The organism is Bilophila sp., from assembly GCF_057864385.1.
The window spans coordinates 46556-66493 of the sequence record NZ_DBMAFI010000006.1 but is presented as its reverse complement, the minus strand read 5'-3'; the positions used below and the strand labels follow the sequence as shown (position 1 = coordinate 66493).

14 protein-coding genes are annotated in these 19938 nt (G+C 61.7%); 8 read left to right on the top strand and 6 right to left on the bottom strand.

Annotated elements, in window-relative coordinates; all coding sequences use genetic code 11:
* The first annotated feature begins 16 nt into the window (after positions 1-16).
* The 6 genes from kdpB (at position 17) to ACZM8Y_RS03175 (ending at position 7970) form a co-directional block, all read left to right on the top strand.
* Complete coding sequence (gene kdpB, locus ACZM8Y_RS03200; protein WP_337431685.1) at positions 17-2047, top strand: potassium-transporting ATPase subunit KdpB; 2031 nt, start codon at positions 17-19, stop codon at positions 2045-2047.
* A 104-nt stretch (positions 2048-2151) separates the two neighbouring features.
* Positions 2152-2709 carry a potassium-transporting ATPase subunit KdpC gene (gene kdpC / locus ACZM8Y_RS03195; protein ID WP_302551770.1) on the top strand — a complete coding sequence of 186 codons (558 nt, stop codon included), beginning with the start codon at positions 2152-2154 and terminating at the stop codon, positions 2707-2709.
* Between the two features lie 42 nt (positions 2710-2751).
* A complete protein-coding gene (locus ACZM8Y_RS03190) occupies positions 2752-3879 on the top strand; it encodes a universal stress protein (protein ID WP_302551771.1) in 1128 nt (375 codons plus the stop codon).
* A gap of 7 nt (positions 3880-3886) precedes the next feature.
* On the top strand, positions 3887-5626 hold the full coding sequence (locus ACZM8Y_RS03185) for a sensor histidine kinase (RefSeq protein WP_337431686.1): 1740 nt from the start codon (positions 3887-3889) through the stop codon (positions 5624-5626).
* A gap of 625 nt (positions 5627-6251) precedes the next feature.
* On the top strand, positions 6252-7580 hold the full coding sequence (locus ACZM8Y_RS03180; RefSeq protein WP_302551773.1) for a sigma-54-dependent transcriptional regulator: 1329 nt from the start codon (positions 6252-6254) through the stop codon (positions 7578-7580).
* Positions 7581-7673: 93 nt separating this feature from the next.
* The gene (locus ACZM8Y_RS03175) at positions 7674-7970 is read left to right on the top strand and encodes a hypothetical protein (RefSeq protein WP_308771273.1); all 297 of its coding nucleotides are present in this window, start codon (positions 7674-7676) and stop codon (positions 7968-7970) included.
* A 244-nt stretch (positions 7971-8214) separates the two neighbouring features.
* Here ACZM8Y_RS03175 and ACZM8Y_RS03170 read toward each other — a convergent pair whose 3' ends face one another.
* Positions 8215-8553: a hypothetical protein gene (locus ACZM8Y_RS03170; RefSeq protein WP_487479869.1), complete on the bottom strand. Its 339-nt coding sequence runs from the start codon at positions 8551-8553 to the stop codon at positions 8215-8217.
* A 631-nt stretch (positions 8554-9184) separates the two neighbouring features.
* On the opposite strand from ACZM8Y_RS03170, the gene ACZM8Y_RS03165 reads away from it, so the two are divergent.
* Positions 9185-9676, top strand: coding sequence for a MucR family transcriptional regulator (locus ACZM8Y_RS03165; protein WP_302551775.1), 492 nt, complete (start codon positions 9185-9187; stop codon positions 9674-9676).
* A 337-nt stretch (positions 9677-10013) separates the two neighbouring features.
* Positions 10014-10403 carry a rhodanese-like domain-containing protein gene (locus tag ACZM8Y_RS03160; protein ID WP_489501573.1) on the top strand — a complete coding sequence of 130 codons (390 nt, stop codon included), beginning with the start codon at positions 10014-10016 and terminating at the stop codon, positions 10401-10403.
* A 726-nt stretch (positions 10404-11129) separates the two neighbouring features.
* Here ACZM8Y_RS03160 and ACZM8Y_RS03155 read toward each other — a convergent pair.
* The 5 genes from ACZM8Y_RS03155 to ACZM8Y_RS03135 all read right to left on the bottom strand — a co-directional run bounded on the left by ACZM8Y_RS03155 (position 11130) and on the right by ACZM8Y_RS03135 (position 19595).
* The gene (locus ACZM8Y_RS03155; RefSeq protein ID WP_482330531.1) at positions 11130-12299 is read right to left on the bottom strand and encodes a VWA domain-containing protein; all 1170 of its coding nucleotides are present in this window, start codon (positions 12297-12299) and stop codon (positions 11130-11132) included.
* Positions 12300-12501: 202 nt separating this feature from the next.
* Positions 12502-14928, bottom strand: coding sequence for a DUF5682 family protein (locus ACZM8Y_RS03150; protein WP_482330530.1), 2427 nt, complete (start codon positions 14926-14928; stop codon positions 12502-12504).
* Between the two features lie 576 nt (positions 14929-15504).
* Positions 15505-16599 (bottom strand): ATP-binding protein, encoded by a 1095-nt coding sequence (locus ACZM8Y_RS03145; protein WP_482330529.1) that lies wholly within the window; start codon positions 16597-16599, stop codon positions 15505-15507.
* 9 nt (positions 16600-16608) lie between these two features.
* Positions 16609-18267 (bottom strand): DUF5691 domain-containing protein, encoded by a 1659-nt coding sequence (locus ACZM8Y_RS03140; RefSeq protein ID WP_482330528.1) that lies wholly within the window; start codon positions 18265-18267, stop codon positions 16609-16611.
* On the bottom strand, positions 18264-19595 hold the full coding sequence (locus ACZM8Y_RS03135) for an SWIM zinc finger family protein (protein ID WP_482330527.1): 1332 nt from the start codon (positions 19593-19595) through the stop codon (positions 18264-18266). The genes ACZM8Y_RS03140 and ACZM8Y_RS03135 overlap by 4 nt, the downstream gene beginning before the upstream one ends.
* Between the last annotated feature and the right edge of the window lie 343 nt (positions 19596-19938).

Here is a 19938-nt window from a genome sequence, read left to right as displayed (position 1 = left end):
CAAGGAGATTTTTCATATGCGTCACCATTCTCAGGAAACCGCGCCTTCGCTGTACGTTCAGGCCGCCAAGGACGCCTTCCGCAAGCTCGATCCGCGCATGCTCGCGCACAATCCCGTCATGTTCGTGGTCGCCGTCGGCTGCGTGTTTACGACGGCTTCCTTCTTCTCCCGCGTGGCGGCCGGTACGGACGCCGGATTCAGCGGCCAGATTTCCCTGTGGCTGTGGTTCACCGTGCTGTTCGCCAACTTCGCCGAGGCGCTGGCCGAGGGGCGGGGCAAGGCGCAGGCCGACACGCTCCGCAGCGCCCGCACGGATACCGTCGCGCACCGGCTGCTGCCGGACGGAACCGCAGAAGCCGTATCCGCTTCCGATCTGGCCCCCGGCGACCATGTGGTCGTGGAGGCGGGCGACATGATCCCCGCCGACGGCACGGTCGTCGAAGGCATGGCCGCCGTGGACGAGTCCGCCATCACCGGCGAGTCGGCTCCGGTCATCCGCGAGTCCGGCGGCGACCGCAGTGCGGTTACCGGCGGGACTACCGTGCTTTCCGACCGCATCATCGTGAGGGTCACGCAGGAGCCGGGCAAGTCCTTCCTCGACCGCATGATCGCGCTTGTCGAAGGCGCGGAACGGCAGAAGACCCCCAACGAGATCGCCTTGAACATCCTGCTTGCCGGGCTGACCCTCATCTTCATGCTGGTGGTCGTCACCCTGAAGCCGCTGGGCCTTTATCACGGCATCAACATTGATATGGTCGTGCTGGTGGCGCTGCTGGTGTGCCTCATCCCGACCACGATCAGCGGCCTGCTCGCCGCCATCGGCATTGCCGGGATGGATCGCCTGCTTCAGCGCAACGTGCTGGCCCTTTCGGGCCGCGCGGTGGAGGCCGCCGGGGATGTGGACGTGCTGCTGCTCGACAAGACCGGGACGATCACGCTCGGCAACCGCATGGCCTCGGCGTTCCTGCCCCTGCCCGGCGTGAATGCCGACGAAATGATGAAGGCGGCCTGTCTCGCCTCCTCCGGCGACGAAACCCCGGAAGGCCGTTCCATCGTGGAATTGGGGAACACCCTCGGCGTGTCCATGCATGGGCTGCCGCAGGATGTGGCCAGCGTGCCGTTCACGGCGGAAACCCGCATGAGCGGCGTGGACGCCGCTGGGGAACAGCTCCGCAAGGGGGCGACCGATTCCGTGCTGCGGTGGGTGCGTTCACTTGGGCTTCCCGAACGCCGTGAGGAATTGGATGCCCTTGTCGAGCCCGTGGCCCGCGAAGGCGGCACGCCGCTGGTGGTGGCCTCCTCCACGCGGGGCTTGCTCGGCGTCATCCAGCTCAAGGACGTGGTCAAGCCCGGCATGCGCGACCGTTTCGACCGCATCAGGGCCATGGGCATCAAGACCGTGATGATCACGGGCGACAACCGCCTCACCGCGCAGGCCATCGCTGCGGAGGCGGGGGTGGACGACTTCCTTGCCGAAGCCAAGCCCGAAGACAAGCTGCAGCTCATTCTGGAGCTCCAGAAGGAAGGCCGCCTCGTGGCCATGTCCGGCGACGGCACCAACGACGCCCCGGCTCTGGCCAAGTCCGACGTGGGGCTGGTCATGAACACCGGCACGCAGGCCGCCCGCGAAGCCGGGAACATGATCGATCTCGACTCCGACCCCACCAAGCTCATTGAGATCGTGGAGATCGGCAAGCAGCTCCTGATCACCCGCGGCGCGCTTACCACGTTCAGCCTCGCCAACGACGTGGCCAAGTACTTCGCCATCATCCCGGCGCTGTTCATGGCGGCCCTGCCGGAACTCGGCGCACTGAACGTCATGCACCTGTCCACGCCGCAGAGCGCCATCCTGTCCGCGGTGATCTTCAACGCCCTGATCATCATCCTGCTCATCCCGCTGGCGCTCAAGGGCGTGCGCTACCGTCCCCGTTCCACGGCTTCGGTCCTGCGCGGCAACTTGTTGGTCTACGGGCTCGGCGGCGTCATTGCCCCGTTCATCGGCATCAAGCTCATCGACATCGTGATTTCCGCCGTCGGCCTCGTCTAGCCGCGCGGTACGCATCACCTGAAGGGGCGTTCGTTCCTCTCCAACAGGACGTTCTCCTCCGCGGATGTCCCTTCAGGTTCCTTTTTCACATAAGGAGCTACGTCATGTTCAAGCTCATTCGTCAGTCCGTTTTGTCCACGCTGTGCCTTGCCGTGCTTTTATGCGCCGCTTACCCGCTGCTCGTCACCGGGGTGGCCAACGCCTTCTTCCCTAAGGAAGCGGCGGGTTCGCTGATCCTGCGGGACGGCGCGATCGTCGGCTCCGCCCTCATCGGGCAGCCGTTTTCCAGCGCGAAATATTTCCACCCCCGCCCCTCAGCCGCCGGGTATGACGCCGGTTCGTCTTCCGGCTCCAACTATGGCCCCACCAGCAAGGCGCTGGCCGAGCGCGTGCGGGCTTCGGAACAGGAGCTGCGTGCCGAACGACCCGAAGGCGTGCTGCCCGTGGATATGCTGACCGCTTCGGGAAGCGGCCTTGATCCCCACATTTCCCCGGAAGCGGCCCTGATGCAGGCCCGGCGCGTGGCCGAAGCCCGCGGCCTGTCCCTGGAAACGGTGGAAAAGCTCGTCCGCGGCCATGTGGAAGGCCCGGAATGGGGCGTGTGGGGTGAACCAAAGGTCAATGTGCTGCGCCTCAATCTGGCTCTTGACGAACTCCAGTAACCGGGCGAGGAAAGAAGCACTTTCCGTGTCGGGAGGATGGTCATGGATGGTTTTGCGGAACTCATCGAACGTAAGCGGCAAGGATCCCTTAAAATCTATCTGGGGTACGCGGCTGGCGTGGGGAAAACCTACGCCATGCTGCAGGAGGGGCTGCGCCTGAAACAGCAGCATGTGGATGTGGTGATCGGGTATCTCGAACCTCACGACCGCCCTGAGACGATGGCGCTCTCCGAGCATCTGGAAGCCGTACCTCCCCGCGAATGGCGTGTGGGGGACGCCGTATTCCACGAAATGGACGCCGAGGCCATCCTTGCCCGTAAGCCGCAGGTCGTGCTGGTGGACGAGCTGGCCCATACCAACGCCGACGGCTCCAAGAACGCCAAGCGCTACCAGGATGTGCTTGAAGTGCTGGCGCAGGGCGTCAACGTCATTTCAACCATCAACGTGCAGCATCTGGAATCCGTGGCGGCACGCGTGGAAGAGGCCACCGGCATCGCCGTCCGGGAGCGCATCCCGGATACTGTCCTGCGGCGCGCCGATCAGGTCGTCAACGTGGACGTGACCAAAGAGGAGCTCCGCGAGCGCCTCCGGCAGGGCAAGATTTACGCGCCGCAACAGGCTGAACGGGCGCTGTCGAGTTTCTTCACGTACGAGAACCTGTCCTTTCTCCGCGAGCTGTGCCTGCGCGAGGCATCGGGGGATCAGGTCCGCAAGATCGAGGCGCAGGAGCTCCTCAAGCCCGCTCTGGCCGGGTATGCGGTGGAAGCGGTCATGGTGGCCCTAAGTTCCTCGCCCACGGATGCCGAATCGCTTATCCGCCGCGGCGTGCGCATGGCGAACCAGCTCGGATCGCCGTGTTATGTGGTGTATGTCCGCAGGCCGCAGGAAAGCCCGACCCGCATAGATGCGGGCATTCAGCGCCAGCTTCAGTACAACCTGCAGTTGGCGACGAGGCTTGGCGCGGAAGTGGTGCAGCTTGAAGGCGTGGACATCGCCGAAACGCTGGTGAATTTCGCCAGCGAACGCAACGTGCGGCACGCGATTTTCGGCAAGTCGCGGCTGTCGCCCTTGCGGGAACGGCTGCGCGGCTCGTTCCTGCTGGATTTCCTGTATGAGGCCGTAGGCGTGGATGTGCACGTCGCCAACGTTACCCCGAAGTATATCAAGTGAGCGCGTCATGATTGTTCTTCCCACTATGCACAAGCGGATACGCCGTTCGTTTTTGCGTCTCGTGCTGCTGTTCGGGGCGCTCGGGGTCTTGATGGTGATCGGCATCACCATTGCGGGGCGCGTCCCCTCGGAACTTATCCGCATGAACTATGATTCCATCGCCTACGCGCAGGAGATGGTACGGGCCATGAACGGCATCCGGTTCCCTGGGCTATACCGCGACACCGATATGATCGGCTGGGAGAAACGGTTTGCCGACACGCTGGAGCAGGCCTCCAGCAACATTACCGAAGAGGCCGAGCGGAAGGTCATTGCGGAGCTTCAAGCCTCATGGGATGCGTACCGCCTGAACCCGGACGACGCCAATTACCGGGGCCTGCACGCCAGCATCGACGCTCTTGTTCAGGTCAACGAACGGGGCATGTTCCTGCGGCTCAGCAAGAACGCCCGGTTCCGCGACATTATGATGGCGGTGACGGCGGCGGCGTTCCTGCTCGGCACGTTTTGGGCCTTTCTCCTTGCGGACAGCGTGGCGGAGCGTCTGGCCCATCCGCTGCGGCGGGTGGCGGAACTGTTCCGCGATCGTCCGCAGCTTGGGCGGAAGCTCCATCTGCCGGAGCCGCAGACGCTGGAAGTGCGGCTGTTGTTCGACGAGCTGTCCCGTCTGTGGGATCGCCTTGGGGAACTGGACAAGCTGAACGTGCACAAGCTGGTCGTGGAAAAGCGGAAACTTGAGGTGATCCTTGAGTCTGTCGAGGACGGGGTGTTGGTGCTGAACGCCGCAGGGGAGGTCATGCTGGTCAGCCGCCGTATGCTTTCGCTCCTCGGCTTGGCCAAAGATGATGTGCAGGGCATGCCGTGGAAGGATTTGTCCACCAGCGCGCCCAACTACATGGCCCTGCGGGACGGCCTCCGCGACGACATGCAGGGCAAGCAGGAAATTACCCTGCGCGTCGGCGGCGAGGAACGCATTTATGCCGGACGCCGGCGGAGCCTGCTCAACAACAAGGGCGCGGTGACGGGGCAGGTGTTTCTCCTGAGCGACGTGACCGAGAAGCGGCGGCGCTACGGGCTGCGTTCGGAGATGATGGACTGGATTTCCCACGAGTTGAAGACCCCCATGCAGTCCCTTGGTTTGGCGGCGGATCTCATGGCCCGGCGTCCGGGGCTGGACGAGGAGATGTCCATGCTGGTGGAGACTGTGGGGCAGGATGCCGCCCGGCTGCGTACCGTGGCCCGGCAGTTTATGGAAATCGCCCGTATGAGCCCCTCGGCGCTCCAGCTTGTCCCCGATACGGTGGATCTCGTCGAGCGCGTGCGCGAGTGGCTGATCCCCTTCCAACTGGTGGCCCGCGAGTCCGGCGAACGCCTTCTTTTGGACATGCCCGAAACAGACATTCCCGTGACCATTGATACCGAACGGTTCGCTTGGGTATTGTCGAATCTGGTGTCCAACGCCCTGCGCGTCGGTTCCGTGGGTTCCACGGTACGGATCGTCATCACGCAGGAAGAGGACGATGCCGTCCTTCGGGTGGAAGACGATGGGCCGGGGATTCCGCCGGATCTGGAGGCGCGTCTGTTCGAGCCGTTCTCGCACGGGCGGACGGCCGGGACGCGCGAAGGGCTGGTCGGGCTCGGCCTGGCGATCACCCGTGACATTGTGGAGGCGCACGGCGGCGTGATCCGTTATGCGCGGAACCCCGGAGGGGGGGCCGTCTTTACCGTGCTGCTGCCGTTGGCGAAGTAGAGGAAGGGGCAGAGGCATTGGGGATGGGGGAAACTTTCTGAAGGAAGGGACACCCCTTCCCCCTCCTTCCGTATCCTCCCGTTCCGAATCTTTTTGGCTCTGTTATAGTTTGTGGTTGTTTCATCTCCACAGTGCGGTGAAAAGACAGCCTTTTTTTCCGGTTTTCCCCTTGGCGGGATCCACGGCCAAGGCATTTTGCCGGTTATCCCTGTGGAACTTCAAGGAAAAAAGCATCAACCATGTTCTATAACACAGCCATATTTCTCATACGTACCGAATCCCCATTCCGGGGCTTTGGGTTACGAAAAGATTCATCCTGCCGGAAAGAGGATAACATCTTTAGGCAGCCGAAGGTGGAAATGTACAGGTGCCCGGCGTTGCGGCAATCAGCCCGAATCCGGGATAAGCCTGCGCCGAGGGCCGTTGCCGCCGATTTGAGCCGATGGCCTTTTTGCGATAACGAACAGATTACGGTCGGCCCGTTCCCGCATGGAGGAACAGGCTGATGCCCGCATAGGAAAGTCTTGGGAAGGAGAGAGGAGGGGGCTTGGGGGAGGGGAGAGGAAACCTTTCTCCAGAAAGGTTTCCTCTCCCCTCCCCCATTCATCCTCATAAGGAGTCCCACATGCTGCGAGTTCTGGTGGCGGACGACGATCCGGGGATCGTACGGACGCTGATGCTTGGCCTGAAAATGATGGGTTGCCAACCCGTGGGCGTGGAGAGCGCGGAAGCGGCAATCAAGGCGCTGGAAGAGAAGGGCGCGGACTTGCTGCTGACGGACATGCGCATGGAAGGCATGTCCGGGGTGGAGCTGGTGCGGGATGCGCATGCGCGCTGGCCTGAGATGATCTGCGTGGTCATGACCGCTTTCGCCTCATACGAAAACGCCGTGTCCGCCATCAAAGCCGGGGCCTACGATTATCTGCCGAAACCATTCTCCACCGAACAGTTGGAACACCTCATCCGCAAGATAGAGATGCTGGTAGACCTCCAGAGGGAAAACTCGCGCTTGCGGGCCGGTTCCGGCGACTGGTTTGACGGGCTGACTTCGCCGAAATGCCAGGCGCTCCAGTCCGTCGTGGAACGGATCGCGCCGAGCGATGCCACCGTGCTGCTGTCCGGCGAGACGGGATCGGGCAAGACTGAGCTGGCTCGCTCCATCCATAGGAGATCGGCGCGGGCGGACAAGCCTTTTGTGGAAGTAACCTGCACGTCAATTGCGGAAAACCTTTTTGAATCCGAAGTATTCGGGCACGTTCGGGGGGCTTTTACCGGGGCGGTGCGCGATAAGGCCGGCAAATTCGAGCTGGCGGAAGGCGGCACCCTGTTCCTTGACGAAATCGGGGAGCTTTCGGCTACGGCACAGTCCAAGTTGCTGCGTTTCCTTGAAGATAAAGTCATTGAGCGGGTCGGGGACAACAAACCCATCCGGCTGGACGTGCGCATCATTGCCGCGACAAACCGGGATCTTGCCGCCATGATGAAGTCCGGGGCGTTCCGCGAAGATCTGTACTACAGGCTGAACGTCTTTGAATGTACGGTTCCGCCGCTGCGGGAGCGCCCTGAGGACATCGAACCCCTCGCCGCGAAGCTACTGCGTTCCGCTTCCGCCAAGTACGGCACACCGCCCACCCTGTCTCAGGCCGCGCGTCAGGCGCTGTTGAGGTACGGCTGGCCCGGCAACGTCCGGGAACTGCGGAACGTCATGGAGCGGGTCGCGCTGCTCGCCGCCGGGCGCGAAGTGACGCTGGCTGATTTGCCGCCCGCGCTGACCGCCGGGGAAGGGATGCGGCCCGGCCCGGATGAGGGGCCGCATATCCTGACCCTGCGCGAGTTGGAAGCGGAACACATCCGGCGTGTGCTCGGACTCGGCGTCAGCATGGAGCGGGCCGCCGAACTGCTTGGAATCAACACCGTGACGCTCTGGCGCAAGCGCAAGGAACTTGGAGCCTGACGGCTTCCTTTTTGGGGCGGAAGGCCGTATGAAGGAGCCATCTTCCCGTTTCGGCGCCGCAAGCGGCAAGGGACGGGCTGAAGGGAGGCCGATATGGGGTTTATCGCCGGAGACAGCGTGTTGGATGCCGCGTACGGGTACGGCATGGTCTGCGATGTGATCAGGAATCCTGACGAAACGTATCCCGTAATCTGCCGGTTCTGGCGGAATGGGCGTCCTGTGGAAATTTCATATACACGGGACGGGTTCAACGACGTTTCCGACGTGATCCCTTCGCTTGTCCATGCGAGGGCCGGTGCCGCGAAAGGGAAGCCAGTGCCCCTGTCCTTTGAAGAGTTTGACGAGGAGTACCGGGAACTGTTCGGCGGCGCTGGGCAGAAGAAACCTTGAGCGTGCCGGTGTCGGAGTACGGCACTTCACGAGATAGTAAAAAGGATGCCCTTTCGGTTTCGGAAGGGCATCCTTTTTCATTGTGGGCTTCAGCCTGTTGAGGATACGAAGTATCCGAAACAAGAAACCACCAGCTAAGCGGGGGGCTTTGACTAGGCCGTGTCGTCAATCAGATATAATCTATTGAAATCATTTAACTGTTTTTTAAGTTACAAAAAAGATTGTTTTTAATAATTTCAAATAGTTATATAAAATAACGACACGGCCTAGGTTGTGCCAGAGAAAATGGCTGATGCTTTTTCTTTAGGCTGTGCCAGAGAAGATGGTTGATACTTTTCTCTTTAAACTTCCAAAGGGATAACCAACAAAATGTTTTAGCTGTGGATTCCGTCAATGGGAAAAACGGATAAAAAAGCCGTACTTTCAGCGTGCTGTGGAGATGAAACAACCACATACCATGACAGAACCTTTTTTTAAGGTTCCAAAGGAATAACCAGCTAAATGCCTGAGCTGTAGATTCCGCCAATGGGAAAACTGGAGAAAAGGGCTGATTTTCACCGTGCTGTGGAGATGAAACAACCACATGCTATGACAGAGCCTTTAATTATGGAAAGAAGGCTTCCCGCTAGGGATTGTTTCTAAAAGAAAATCTAGGTTTTTCATTATCCTATTGCTTTTTTCTAAGCAGAAAGAAGCCTTCATCCTAGCCTAGGATTGCGCAAGGCAAAGGAGCCCGCAATACCTTTTCCGAATGGACGCCTTCCATCTTTTCTAGGGAACGTTTTTACCGTTTGCTGCAATGCGGATCTGCTTGAGTGCGTTGAAGAGGCTGTTAGGAACATGATGATATTGGGGCTCCGTATCTTACGGTACGGCATAACCCCAAAAAGGCTCCCTGTGAACACAGGTCGGTTCATGAAAAGGCAAGCAAATGATGATGGTTTTGGAACAATCCTTGCCTTGCCGGAATAAGCCCTGTCTCCATGATGCTGCCCCCTGCAGGAAACGGGACAAACGCTCCTGCGGTTTCCAAAGCAAGACTGCACAACCGGTTTTCTGTCTTGGATAACTTCTCGTAAACGGAATAACCCTCCTTGCACCGCGTTCTATTTTTTATTGTAATCAGACAAAAAATATCCTTCTATGACCAGACGGTCTATACAAGGGGATAAAAGTCGATTACATTGCTAGGCAATCTACTTGGAGGTGAATACATGATAAGTGATGCCGAATTGCTGAAACTGGTTATGGAAAGATATCCCGAACAGCCCACCCCGTTCATCATCGAACAGTTTACCGTTCTTAAAGCCGGGCTTATTCAGGCCAATAACAAGCTGGCGGCAATGGACATGGAAGAGCCTGTTTGCGAACAGGTGAGCATTGAAGAGCCCATGCCGGAAGCTGCCGAGGCCGCCCCCAGCGCCGCGCCGAAGAAGAAATTCACCAAACGCAGCCTTGTTGTCCGTCCTGAAGAAGCCATTGGGGAAGATGTTGTCCAGTGCTGCCTCTGCGGCCGGGGATTCCAGAATCTGACGGCAAAGCACCTTCTCTCCCACGGGATTTCCGTGGATGAATACAAGAAGTTGTGCGGATACGCACAGGAACAGAAGCTTATCTGCAAGAACCTGCTGGAAAAATTGCAGGAAAACGTGCAGAAGGCCCAGCGCTCCAGAGAGCAGAAGCTGTCCGGCGAACACCTGAAGTAAAAGAAGGCGGGGCATCCGTTTGGGTGCCCTGTTTTATGGCGTGCGCTTAGGCGGGAGGAGCCGGAAGGTGCGATAGGCCTTCCGCCTTCGGGGGCGACATTACTTTTGGCTGTGTTATAGAAAATGGTTGATGCTTTTTTCCTTGAAGTTCCACAGGGATAACCGACAAAATGCCTTAGCCCTGTATTTCGCCAAGAGGAAAACCGGAGAAAAAGGCTGTATTTTCACCGCACTGTGGAGTTGAAACAACCACAAACTATAACAGAGCCTCACTTTTTCGCATGGCGTGCCCCTGCCGTTTGGCTTGTACGCCGCCCCTTTCCCCTGACTTCAACGAATGGTTTTTCCGATGTTGGAAACATTGTCCCCACAAGAGGCCATGACGCTTTTTCGCAATGGCGGCGCCTTTTTCGTGGATGTCCGTACAGAAAAGGAATTCCTCAAACGGGCGATCCCCGGCTGCCCGCTGGTTCCCCTCGATGTATTGGAGCGCGGGGACGGGCTGGACAGCCGTTTTTCCGGCAAGCCGGTCGTCTTTTTTTGCCGTTCGGGGAATAGGACGCGGAACAAGGCCGATCTCTTGGAAAGAAGCGCTCCGGGCAAGGCGTATCAGCTCGGAGGCGGGATCCTCGCATGGGAACAGGCGGGTTTTCCGGTTTGGAGCATACGCGAGCTCCTGCCTTGCTTTGCGCAGGAACCGCCTTTTGCCTCCGGGGTTCTTGCCTGAAATTTGCCCTCATCCTTTGAAAGCTAAAAGCCCGCCCTCCCTTCCCCATTGGAACGGAGGGCTTTTTTCTTGGCTGTGCCATAGAAAATGGTTGATGCTTTTTTCCTTGAAGTTCCAAAGGGATAACCGGAAAAATGCCTTAGCTGTGGATCCCACCAAGGCGAAAAATAGGAAAAAAGCTCTATTTTTCACCGCACTATGGAGATGAAATAACCACATGCCATGACAGAGCCATCCGAAAAGGGGCGGCGGCGCTTGACCGGGAAAAGGAAATACGTATGAAACAGGTGCTGAGGAGCGGAATCATTAGGGGCGGAAAGGAAGGCGCGGGGCCCATCCCCTCATTTGGGAGGCATCGCCCCAGACTGCCCCTTACAGCAATGCCCGGACGCCGAAAGGCCGTGAACCGGGCGGGCCCCGGTCATGGGCAAGATGAAAAAGGCTGTGTCATAGAAAATGGTTGATGCTTTTTTCCTTGAAGTTCCACAGGGATAACCGACAAAATGCCTTAGCCCTGTATTTCGCCAAGAGGAAAACCGGAGAAAAAGGCTGTATTTTTCGCCGCACTGTGGAGATGAAACAACCACAAGCTATAACAGAGCCATGAAAAAACGCCCGGTTCTTCGTTGCGGAAGGGCCGGGCGGCTTTTTATACGGCTGATGTGAGGCGGTTGATGCGCGGAGGAAAACCGTGGTGCCGCCTCCAAAAGCGTGCGGGGATGGATGTTACCCTTTAGGAACGACGATACCCTGCTTGGCGGCCCAAAGGTTGACGTCCTCCTTGCGGATGGCGGCGGCCATCATGCCGGGGAACAGGTCAGGGGTGCAGGCGAAGGACGGGATGCCGAGGCCGGCGAGTTTGGCGGCGAGGGCCTTGTCGTAGAACGGCGCGCCTTCATTGCTCAGGGCAAGAAGGGTGATGACCTGTACGCCCGACTGCACGAGCTCGTTGGCGCGTTGGAGCAGGTTCTTTTCCACGCCGCCTTCGTAGAGGTCGGAAATGAGCACAAGGATGGTGTTGCGCGGATCGCGGATCAGCGACTGGCAGTAGCCCACCGCGCGGTTGATGTCCGTGCCGCCGCCGAGCTGGACGCCGAACAGCAGATCGACGGGATCGTCAAGCTGTTCGGTCATGTCCACCACGGCGGTATCGAACACGACGAGATGGGTTTTTACGGCGGGCATGGAGGCCATGACCGCGCCGAAGATGCTGGAGTAGACGACCGACGACGCCATTGAGCCGCTCTGGTCGATGCAGAGGATGATTTCCCGCTGGACGCGCTGCGATTTGCGGCCATAGCCGATCAGCGTTTCCGGCACGATGGTTTGGTATTCCTGCTGCCAATGCTTGAGGTTCGCCCGGATCGTGCGGTTCCAGTCGATCTCGGCATGGCGGGGGCGACGGTTGCGCACGGCCTGGTTCAGCGCGCCGCTGACCGCCGTGCGCATGGGCTCCTCAAGCTGCTTCATGAGCGCGTCCACGACCTTGCGGACGACCAGCCGGGCCGTTTCCTTGGTCTTTTCGGGGATGATGCCCCGCAGCGACATGAGCGTGGACACAAGGTTCACGTCGGGCTGCACGCTTTCGAGCATTTCCGGCTGGAGCAGCATACTGTGCAGGTTGAGGCGATCGAAGGCGTCCTTCTGCATGACTTGCACCACTGAAGACGGGAAAAAGCGCCGGATGTCCCCAAGCCAGCGGGCCACGCGCGGCGACGATGCCCCGCTGCCGCCCCGCAGGCTGTGCCTGCTGTCCGCTTCGTACAGCGCCGCCAGCGCCTCGTCCATCTGCCGGTCTTCGGGGCTCAGCCCGGCAAGGCCGCAGCTCGCCTGCGCCTCTTCGCCGAGCACCAGCCGCCAACGCCGCAAGCGTTCCCCTTCAGCCGTATCCATCATCAACTCCTGTCGCCCCTTGGAGCCGCCGTAAGCCCGGCGCCATCCGTTGAGCGTGTTAGCCTTTGAATCATTTTGATTGTATGCCCTGTGAGTTCCATGCCTTTGGGGAAGCGCCATGCGGAAGCCAACGCCCTCCATCCGGCTATGCCTGTGCCGTGAGGCCGAGCACGTGCCGCAGCAATCATCCATCCCAGCGAAATGGTTACGCTTGATCCGTGAAGCCGAGCACGCGCCGCAGCAACGGGACGGGCAGGGCCGCGCGTTCCGCATCCCAACGGGTTTCGGCCTGTTTCTGCATCGGCTTTCCGGCGGGGCGCTTGGCGCGTTCGCCGAGCTGCCGGCGTTCGGGGGCGGAAAAGCCTGAGAATGTCCGGCGCAGCATGGGAAGGATATTGGTAAAATGCGACTCGTTCAGGCCGTCCAGCCAGTTGGCGAGCACACCCCACAGGGCGTCGTCATGCAGCAGCACCAGCGCGCTTTGGTTCAGGAACCCCTCGATCCATGCGGAGGCCGAGGCGGGCGCGGCCGCCGCCGACAGGGAAAGGCTCATCAGCCGGGCGGTTTCTTCCACAGGGAGGCGCTGCTCGTCGAACAGCAGGCGCACGGCCATGCCCCGCAGCAGCTCGTGAACCATCCCGTCGCGCAGGGCCGTCTGGTGCAGGGCGGACAGCCAGCTTTCCCAAAGCCCTTCGTTTCCAAGGAGCCGGATTGCGTTGTGCGCCGTGATGATGCGGGTGCGCATGGCGGCGGCGCTTTCGTCGTCCAGCGAGGTGCAGGCCCCCGGCAGCCCGATGGATGCACGGGGGATCAGGCCATCAAGGACACGGGCGACCATCCCGGCGTCGGTTCGGCGCACGTTGCCGTAGCGGGCGATGGCTGCCAATGACGGAATGGCTTCCAGCAGTTGGCCGACATCGTTGGCTGTGGCGGCCTTTTCTTCCAGCATACGGGTGGCGTGCCCCACGGCGTCCGGCAGGTCGGCGAACAGGATGTCGTTCACCAGCTCCGCCAATCGGAGCAGGTCCGCTTCACGGGACAGCTCTACGGCCTTCGCGGTGGCGGCTTCAAGGATGGTGTTTCCCCAGCGGCTGGCGGCGATCACCGCAATGGAGAGCTCCGGCACCCACTGCATTTCCCAAAGTTCATGGAACGTCCCCTTGGCGTTCCGGCCGCCTCCCGGCGCGGCCCAGCCGATCTCCAGCAGCCGCAGGCGGTGCAGGAGGTGGCTGCGCGCCAGATCGTTGGCTTGGCGCAGATCGAGATCCAGTACCTTCTGCGCGGCTTCAGGCTTCAGGCGCAGGGTCTTCTGCTGCTGCCCCAGATCCCGCTGGAGCGGGACGGTGGGCGCTGTTTCGGGGATCGTCCCCAGTTTGTCGCCCACGATAAGCTGGCGCTCGATGAGGCGCAGCGGCGCGGGGTCGCCCATGCAGACCGTGGTTTGCAGGGCTTCGTAAAGTTCCGGCAAGCCGGGGCGGGGCCGCTCGCGCAGGGCCGCCAGCGACGTGGCGAGGCGCGAGGCTTCGATGATGTGGGCGGACGAGCAGTCCATGTCCTGTTCGCGGAACAGGCGGGCGGCGTGGGCCAGCCAGCCGATGGCCCGATCGCCCTTGCCGCTGCGCCAGAGGTGCTCGTACCACGCGGGAGAGGTCACGCCCGCGCCGTAACCGCTCCGGCTGCTCAGGTTGGCATACGTCCACGGCGTCCATGTCGCCGCGACCTTCATCTTGGGCAGCCCCTTGAGCAGGCCGTTGTCCTGCTTGGCGGGCGTTTCCGCTTCGAGCGCGGGCACATGCCACGCGCCGCAGATCACGGCGATGCGCTGGAAGCCTTCCTTTTTTGCCTGCCGCAGCGTTTTGCGCATGTACGCTTCGCGCAGGGCTTCCCGCCGCGCCTCCCACTCGCCGCGTTCGCGTCTGGGCGCTTCGGCCCGCAGCGTGGTCATGGCTTCGCGGATGGCGTCAAACAGCTCAAGGCCGTCGATGCGCTCCTCGACCATATGGTTCCACCACGCCTCGCCGTCGCCGTATCCGGCGGCGCGTCCGAGCCAGTCGAGCGGATCGCCGTAAACGTCCTCCTGATCCGCCTCACCTCCGGCGTCTCCCTCCGCACCGCCCGCATCGCCGCCTTCAGGCTGTTTGGGGGCCTCTCCGCCAGTGAGGGCATCCGGGGCGGCGCCTTCAGGTGCCTGCGCGTCCGAAGCGGGGGCTTCCGTGCCTTCGGCGGGTTCCGTTTTTGTATGTTCTTCCGCTTTTTTCAGGGCTTCCTCTTCCGCCGCCCTGCATTCATCTTCAAAAGCCTTGTCCAGCCCGAATTGATGGGCGATGGGCAGATCCATGAAGCGCACCGGGAGGGATTGGCCCAAGCCGTACCGCAAGGCCTGCCATTCCGGGGAGAACTCGGCGAAAGGGTAGAAGACGGCGCGGCGGGAATCGTCGGGAGCGTACACGAGCAGGGCCACCGGGGGGCACATCCCGGATTCGAGCACGAACGGCAGCACGGATTCCCCGTCCGGCGGCCCTTCGATCAACAGGCAGTCGGGCTGCATTGCTTCCAGAGCCAGCAACAGGCTGCGGGCGCACCCCGGCCCGTGGTGGCGGATGCCGAAAAGTCGAACGGTCTGATCAGGCATGGCGAAGCCTTTTGTAAACTGTTGGGGAGGAACGCCCGCCGAAGGAAGGCCGGAAAGCCTTTTTCCCCGAATCGACATGCGGCGTGCATCCTTCTTCTTGCAACAACTTCAGGGCGGCGTTTGCTCCGTTTGCCCCGGATGGGCGGCATTTCAACGCCATTGGGACGGCCTTGGCTTGCCCCGTTTGTCCCCGGATGGGTGAACCTGAGAAACGGGGCATACGGCCCCCTGTTTTCCGGCGGCATACGCATGGCTGAACGGAAACGGCGCGGCATGGGCCGATTCCCCAGCCCCGCCGGACACCATCCTGAACGCCCTTTGCGCCGCCTCCCCACTGGTCAAAGTTTTTGCGGGTGGGGGTACGGGGGAGGGGCTTTTTTCAAAGGCTGTGTCATAGTATGCGGTTGTTTCATCTCCACAGTGCGGTGAAAAATACAGCCTTTTTTCCTGTTTTCCCCTTGGATGAATCCACGGCTAAGGCATTTTGCCGGTTATCCCTTTGGAGTTTCAAGGAAAAAGCAACAACCATTTTCTATAACACAACCTTTCAAAAAGCTCCCTCCCCCGGTTCCTTCACTAATCCACTTCGCGGCAGGCGCGGTAGAGATCCTTCCAGTCGGAGCGTTCCTTGACCACGGTTTCGAGGTACTCGCGCCAGACGAGATCGTCCTGCACGGGATCCTTGACCACCGCACCCACGAGGCTCGCGGCGATGTCGCGGGCGTGCAGCACGCCGTCCCCGAAGTGCGCGGCAAGCGCCATGCCGCTGTTGAGCACGGAGATGGCCTCTGCCGTGCTCATCGTGCCGGTGGGCGACTTGAGCTTGGTCTTGCCGTCTTCGGTCTGCCCGTTCCGCAGCTCGCGGAAGATCTGCACCACGCGGCGCACTTCATGCAGCGCTGGGGGCTCGGCGGGAAGTTCCAGCGCGCGGCCCATTTCGGAGACGCGCTTGGATACGATGTTGATTTCCTCTTCCTCCGTGGCGGGCACGGGCAGGATGACCGTATTGAAGCGCCGTTTGAGCGCGGAGGACAGTTCGTTGACGCCCTTGTCGCGGTTGTTCGCCGTGGCGATGAGGTTGAAGCCGCGCACGGCCTGCACTTCGTCGTTGAGTTCGGGGATGGGGAGCGTCTTTTCGGACAGGATGGTGATCAGCGTATCCTGCACGTCGGCGGGGATGCGGGTCAGTTCTTCCACACGGGCGATGCGGCCTTCGGACATGGCGCGCATGAGCGGGCTTTCGACCAGCGCGGCGCGGGACGGCCCTTTGGAGAGCAGTTCCGCATAGTTCCAGCCATACCGCATCTGTTCTTCGCTGGTGCCCGCCGTGCCCTGGATGATGCGCGTGGAATCGCCGCTGATGGCCGCCGCCAAATGCTCGGACACCCACGATTTCGCCGTTCCCGGAACCCCGTACAGCAGGAGCGCCCGATCCGTCGCCAGCGTGGCGACCGCCGTTTCGATGATGCGGCGGTTCCCGATATACTTGGCGGACACCGTAAAGCCGTTGTCCAGTTCGCCGCCGAGCAGGTAGGTGCAGACGGCCCACGGCGAAAGCTCCCAGTTGGCGGGACGCTGGCGGGCGTCGGATTTTTTGAGTTCTTCCAGTTCCTCGGCGAACTGTTGTTCGGCGTGGTGCCGCAGCTTGTTTTCGTTGGTAGCCGTGCTCATGGTTTTCTCTCAGGCAAAGTATTGGTGAAGGGCCTTGCGGGTTCTGATGGCCGTGGCCAGAAACTCGTATCTGGATTGGCAGAAGGGGGCCCCGTTTTCGCAGAGGGGCCAGTCTTCAAGCAGATCATCCAGCAAGGAAACCGGAATCAGCCAAAAAGTGGCCTTAATGATATGGGTCAGCGCGAAGGAGGTCTCGTAGCTTTTCTGGCTGAGGCCCTCGGAATGGTTCGCCCAGAAGCGGATCCGCCGGATGAGGGCGCGCCCGCCTTCAAGGGAAAAGGTTGCATCCCCCTCCCATTCGGATGCGGCGAAGCGTCCGAACTGCATCATCTGTTTATAGTACTGCTGTGCGAATTTCGCCCCGCCGCCCTCGGAGCCGGGGCAGGGGAAACGTTCAAGGAGGGCCGCCTCACGTTCGGGGGGCGGCAGAAGGCCGATGAATGCGGAGGCGTTGAAGTGGCCCTTGCCCACGGAAATCTCAATCTGTTCCTTGAACACATGCGAGAGCAGGGCGGAGGCCCATGCCGCATGGCGCTCACGGAGGGCGGCATCCAGCCAGATGCGGAGCAGCACGTTGCGCCAGTCGGTTTTCTGCGCCCAGCCGATGAGGGCTTCGGGCGGCAGGCCGGTATGCGCCTCCCACCACGCCAGCGGTACGCAGCGCCCTATCTGGTAGAGCCACCATGCGCGCTGGCCGAACTCCTCGTACTGCGGCTTTTTTTCTTCCAGCAAGTCCTTTTTCCACTCGGGATCGAAGGATTCCGGGGGCTCGACGACCGGGAGCGGCGCGGAAAAGGCTGAGGCGATGCGGCCGATGAGCCCGCCCTTGGCCTCCGGGACGACGATGCAGGCGGCAAGGCGTTCGCCCATGCGCCGGACATAGCCGCTTTCCGGCAGGCGGACGAGCAGGGAGGCGGCGGCTTGGCGCACTTCCCTGCTGCGATCCTTTTCCAGCAGGGTTTCGAGAAAGGCTTCGTCAGCCGCGCTCAGCCCTTCGCCGAGGCACCCGGCAAAGGCGGCGCGTTCGCGGGCATCGAAGGACGCGGAGGCCGTTTCAAAGAGTTCACGGGCTTTGGCTGGGTCTTGCGCGCGGAGGGACTTGAGATAGGCTTCGCGCTGCATGAGCGTGCCGTTGTCCCATATTTCAGGATCAAGTTCGTTTCCGGCGTCGGTGGCGAAGATGTTCCATGCGGCGTTCCGTCCGGCGAGCCAGCGGCCGCGTTCCCCGGCGATCAGGGCGATGGGCCCGCGCAGGGACGGCGTGCGGCGCCCAAGCTCCAGCGCCTGCGGGAGCAGCGCCGGGGGAAGCACTTTCCCCGCGCCGAACATGAGCCTGAAGGCTTCAAGGCGCATACGGTCGGAGTCGCTGGAAAGGGCTTGACGCAATACGTCGATGACGGCGGCCTTGTCGACGGACGCGCGGGGTTCCGGCGGGCAGGGGGCGGGGAGGGCGGAGTCGGCGCGGGGCGGCAGATACCCCGCCAGCCCGCAGACGGCCTGTACCCCGGCGGCGCGGAGCAGCTTGAGCGCCTCGGCGTTTTCGGAGCCGTCCCGCGTGGCGGCAATGGCTTGCGTGAGCCGTCCGGGTTCGCTGTCGTCGGCGGGAAGTTCGGGCGGGCGCTTGTCCGTGCCGAGCAGCGCCTGCATGGTCAGGAAAGGCATGTTCATGGGCGGGCTCCTTCTCGCCACAGCGGGGAACCGGACGTTCCGGGTTCCCACGCGCTTAGGGGCTGAAACCGGGCCCCGTCCCATTCCCCCCAGATGCTCAGGGGGCGTCCGCCGCCCTGCGCAAGCAGTTCCCAGCCGTCGTTGTCGGCTATGGAGAGCGGGAGGCGGTCGCCTGCGTCCGTCTGCAGGAACCAAGAATTATCGGAACGGCAGGGGACGCCGTCGCTGACCATGAGGGGCAGGGGCCATTGCCACGGCTGCGCGGCGATGGCTTTCGCCATGCCTTCCAGCGCCTCGCGGAGGGGAACCGTAGGGATGGGGGCCGTTTTCGCCCGGATGGGGGCGCCTGTGGCGATGGCCCGCAGGGGAGCCGCGCCCGGATAGAAGGCCAGCGTCATATCCACAAGGCTGCCGACGACGAAGCTCTGCTCGAAGTGCTTGCCGCCGTGTGAAAAATCCAGCAGCAGGGCCGTGCGCCCGCTGTTCTGCCCGCGCAGCCAGACGCGCCGACGCCAGAGCTTGTTTTCTTCGGCATAGCCTACGCCGAGCACCAGCCAGAGATCGCTCAGGCGTTCCCCGGCGGCAAACACTTCGTCCTTATCCGGGGACAGGCCGAGGGCGGCACGGACATCCGCCTGTTCCTCCGGGGACAGCGCGTCAAGATGGCGGAAGGCGTCGATGAGGAGCTGCATCTGCCCAAACTGGGCCAGCACCACGCCGGGCCAGTCCTCCCCGGAGAACGTGACGCCTTGCAGGTTCCGCAGCCGTGCGGCGATGCCGGGAAGCTGCGCATCGACCATGCGCGCGGCGGCTTCCTCCTGCCATGCGGAGGCCCCGGAGAGCTGCCCGAGGCCGTGGCGTATAAGGTCGCACATCCAGCGTTCCAGATCATCCAGGCCGGAAGCCATGCGTTTCAGGCGGGACGCCTCACGTTTGGCTGCTGCGGCGGGATCGGCGGGCTGGCCTTTGTTTTCCTGCTTTTGTTCCTGACGCGCGGCGCGCTTCCCGCGTGCGTCAAGCCATTCCTTTACCCAATCGGGCGCTTCGCCCTGCGTAAAGGCGGCCTCTTGCCGGACGCGGAGCAGGAGCAGGGCCAGGGAATGCTTGCAGGGGAATTTTCGGCTTGGGCAGGTGCATTTGAAGACCGGCCCGGACAGGTCGGCTTCGACTTGGTAGGGTTTGGCGCCGCTGCCTTTGCATTCGCCCCATACGGCGTTTTCGTTGAAGCCGAGCGTCGGCCACTGGCCGGGTTTGAGCAGGGCTTGCGCCGCCTTGACGGAGGAGGCATCCGGGGCGAGGGCCAGTACAGATTCGGAGGTGAGTTCCATCGTCTGTCCTGTTGTCGGCGGCCATGCGGCCGCTTCTTAAAGGATCGAAAGAAGGGAAGGACGGCCCGGCGGAACTCCTTTACCCTTACGCGGCGGGCCCTGTTCAGGGCAAGGCCGGCAAGCCAGGCGTCCCTGCGGGAATGCCCCACAGTGTAGGAAGAGTTCTGCCATAATGGGGGCTTTCCGGCAACCCATAATCTTTTCAGGGCACTATCCGCAAAAAGGCCCTTTTCCTCAAGGGGATGGGGAAAAGGCCCTTTTATCGGGGATCTCTGTTTGGATGGAGGAAAACCTCGCCTATGCGGGCAAGGATCCCATGCGTGTGCCTTGCTGTTGCTATCTC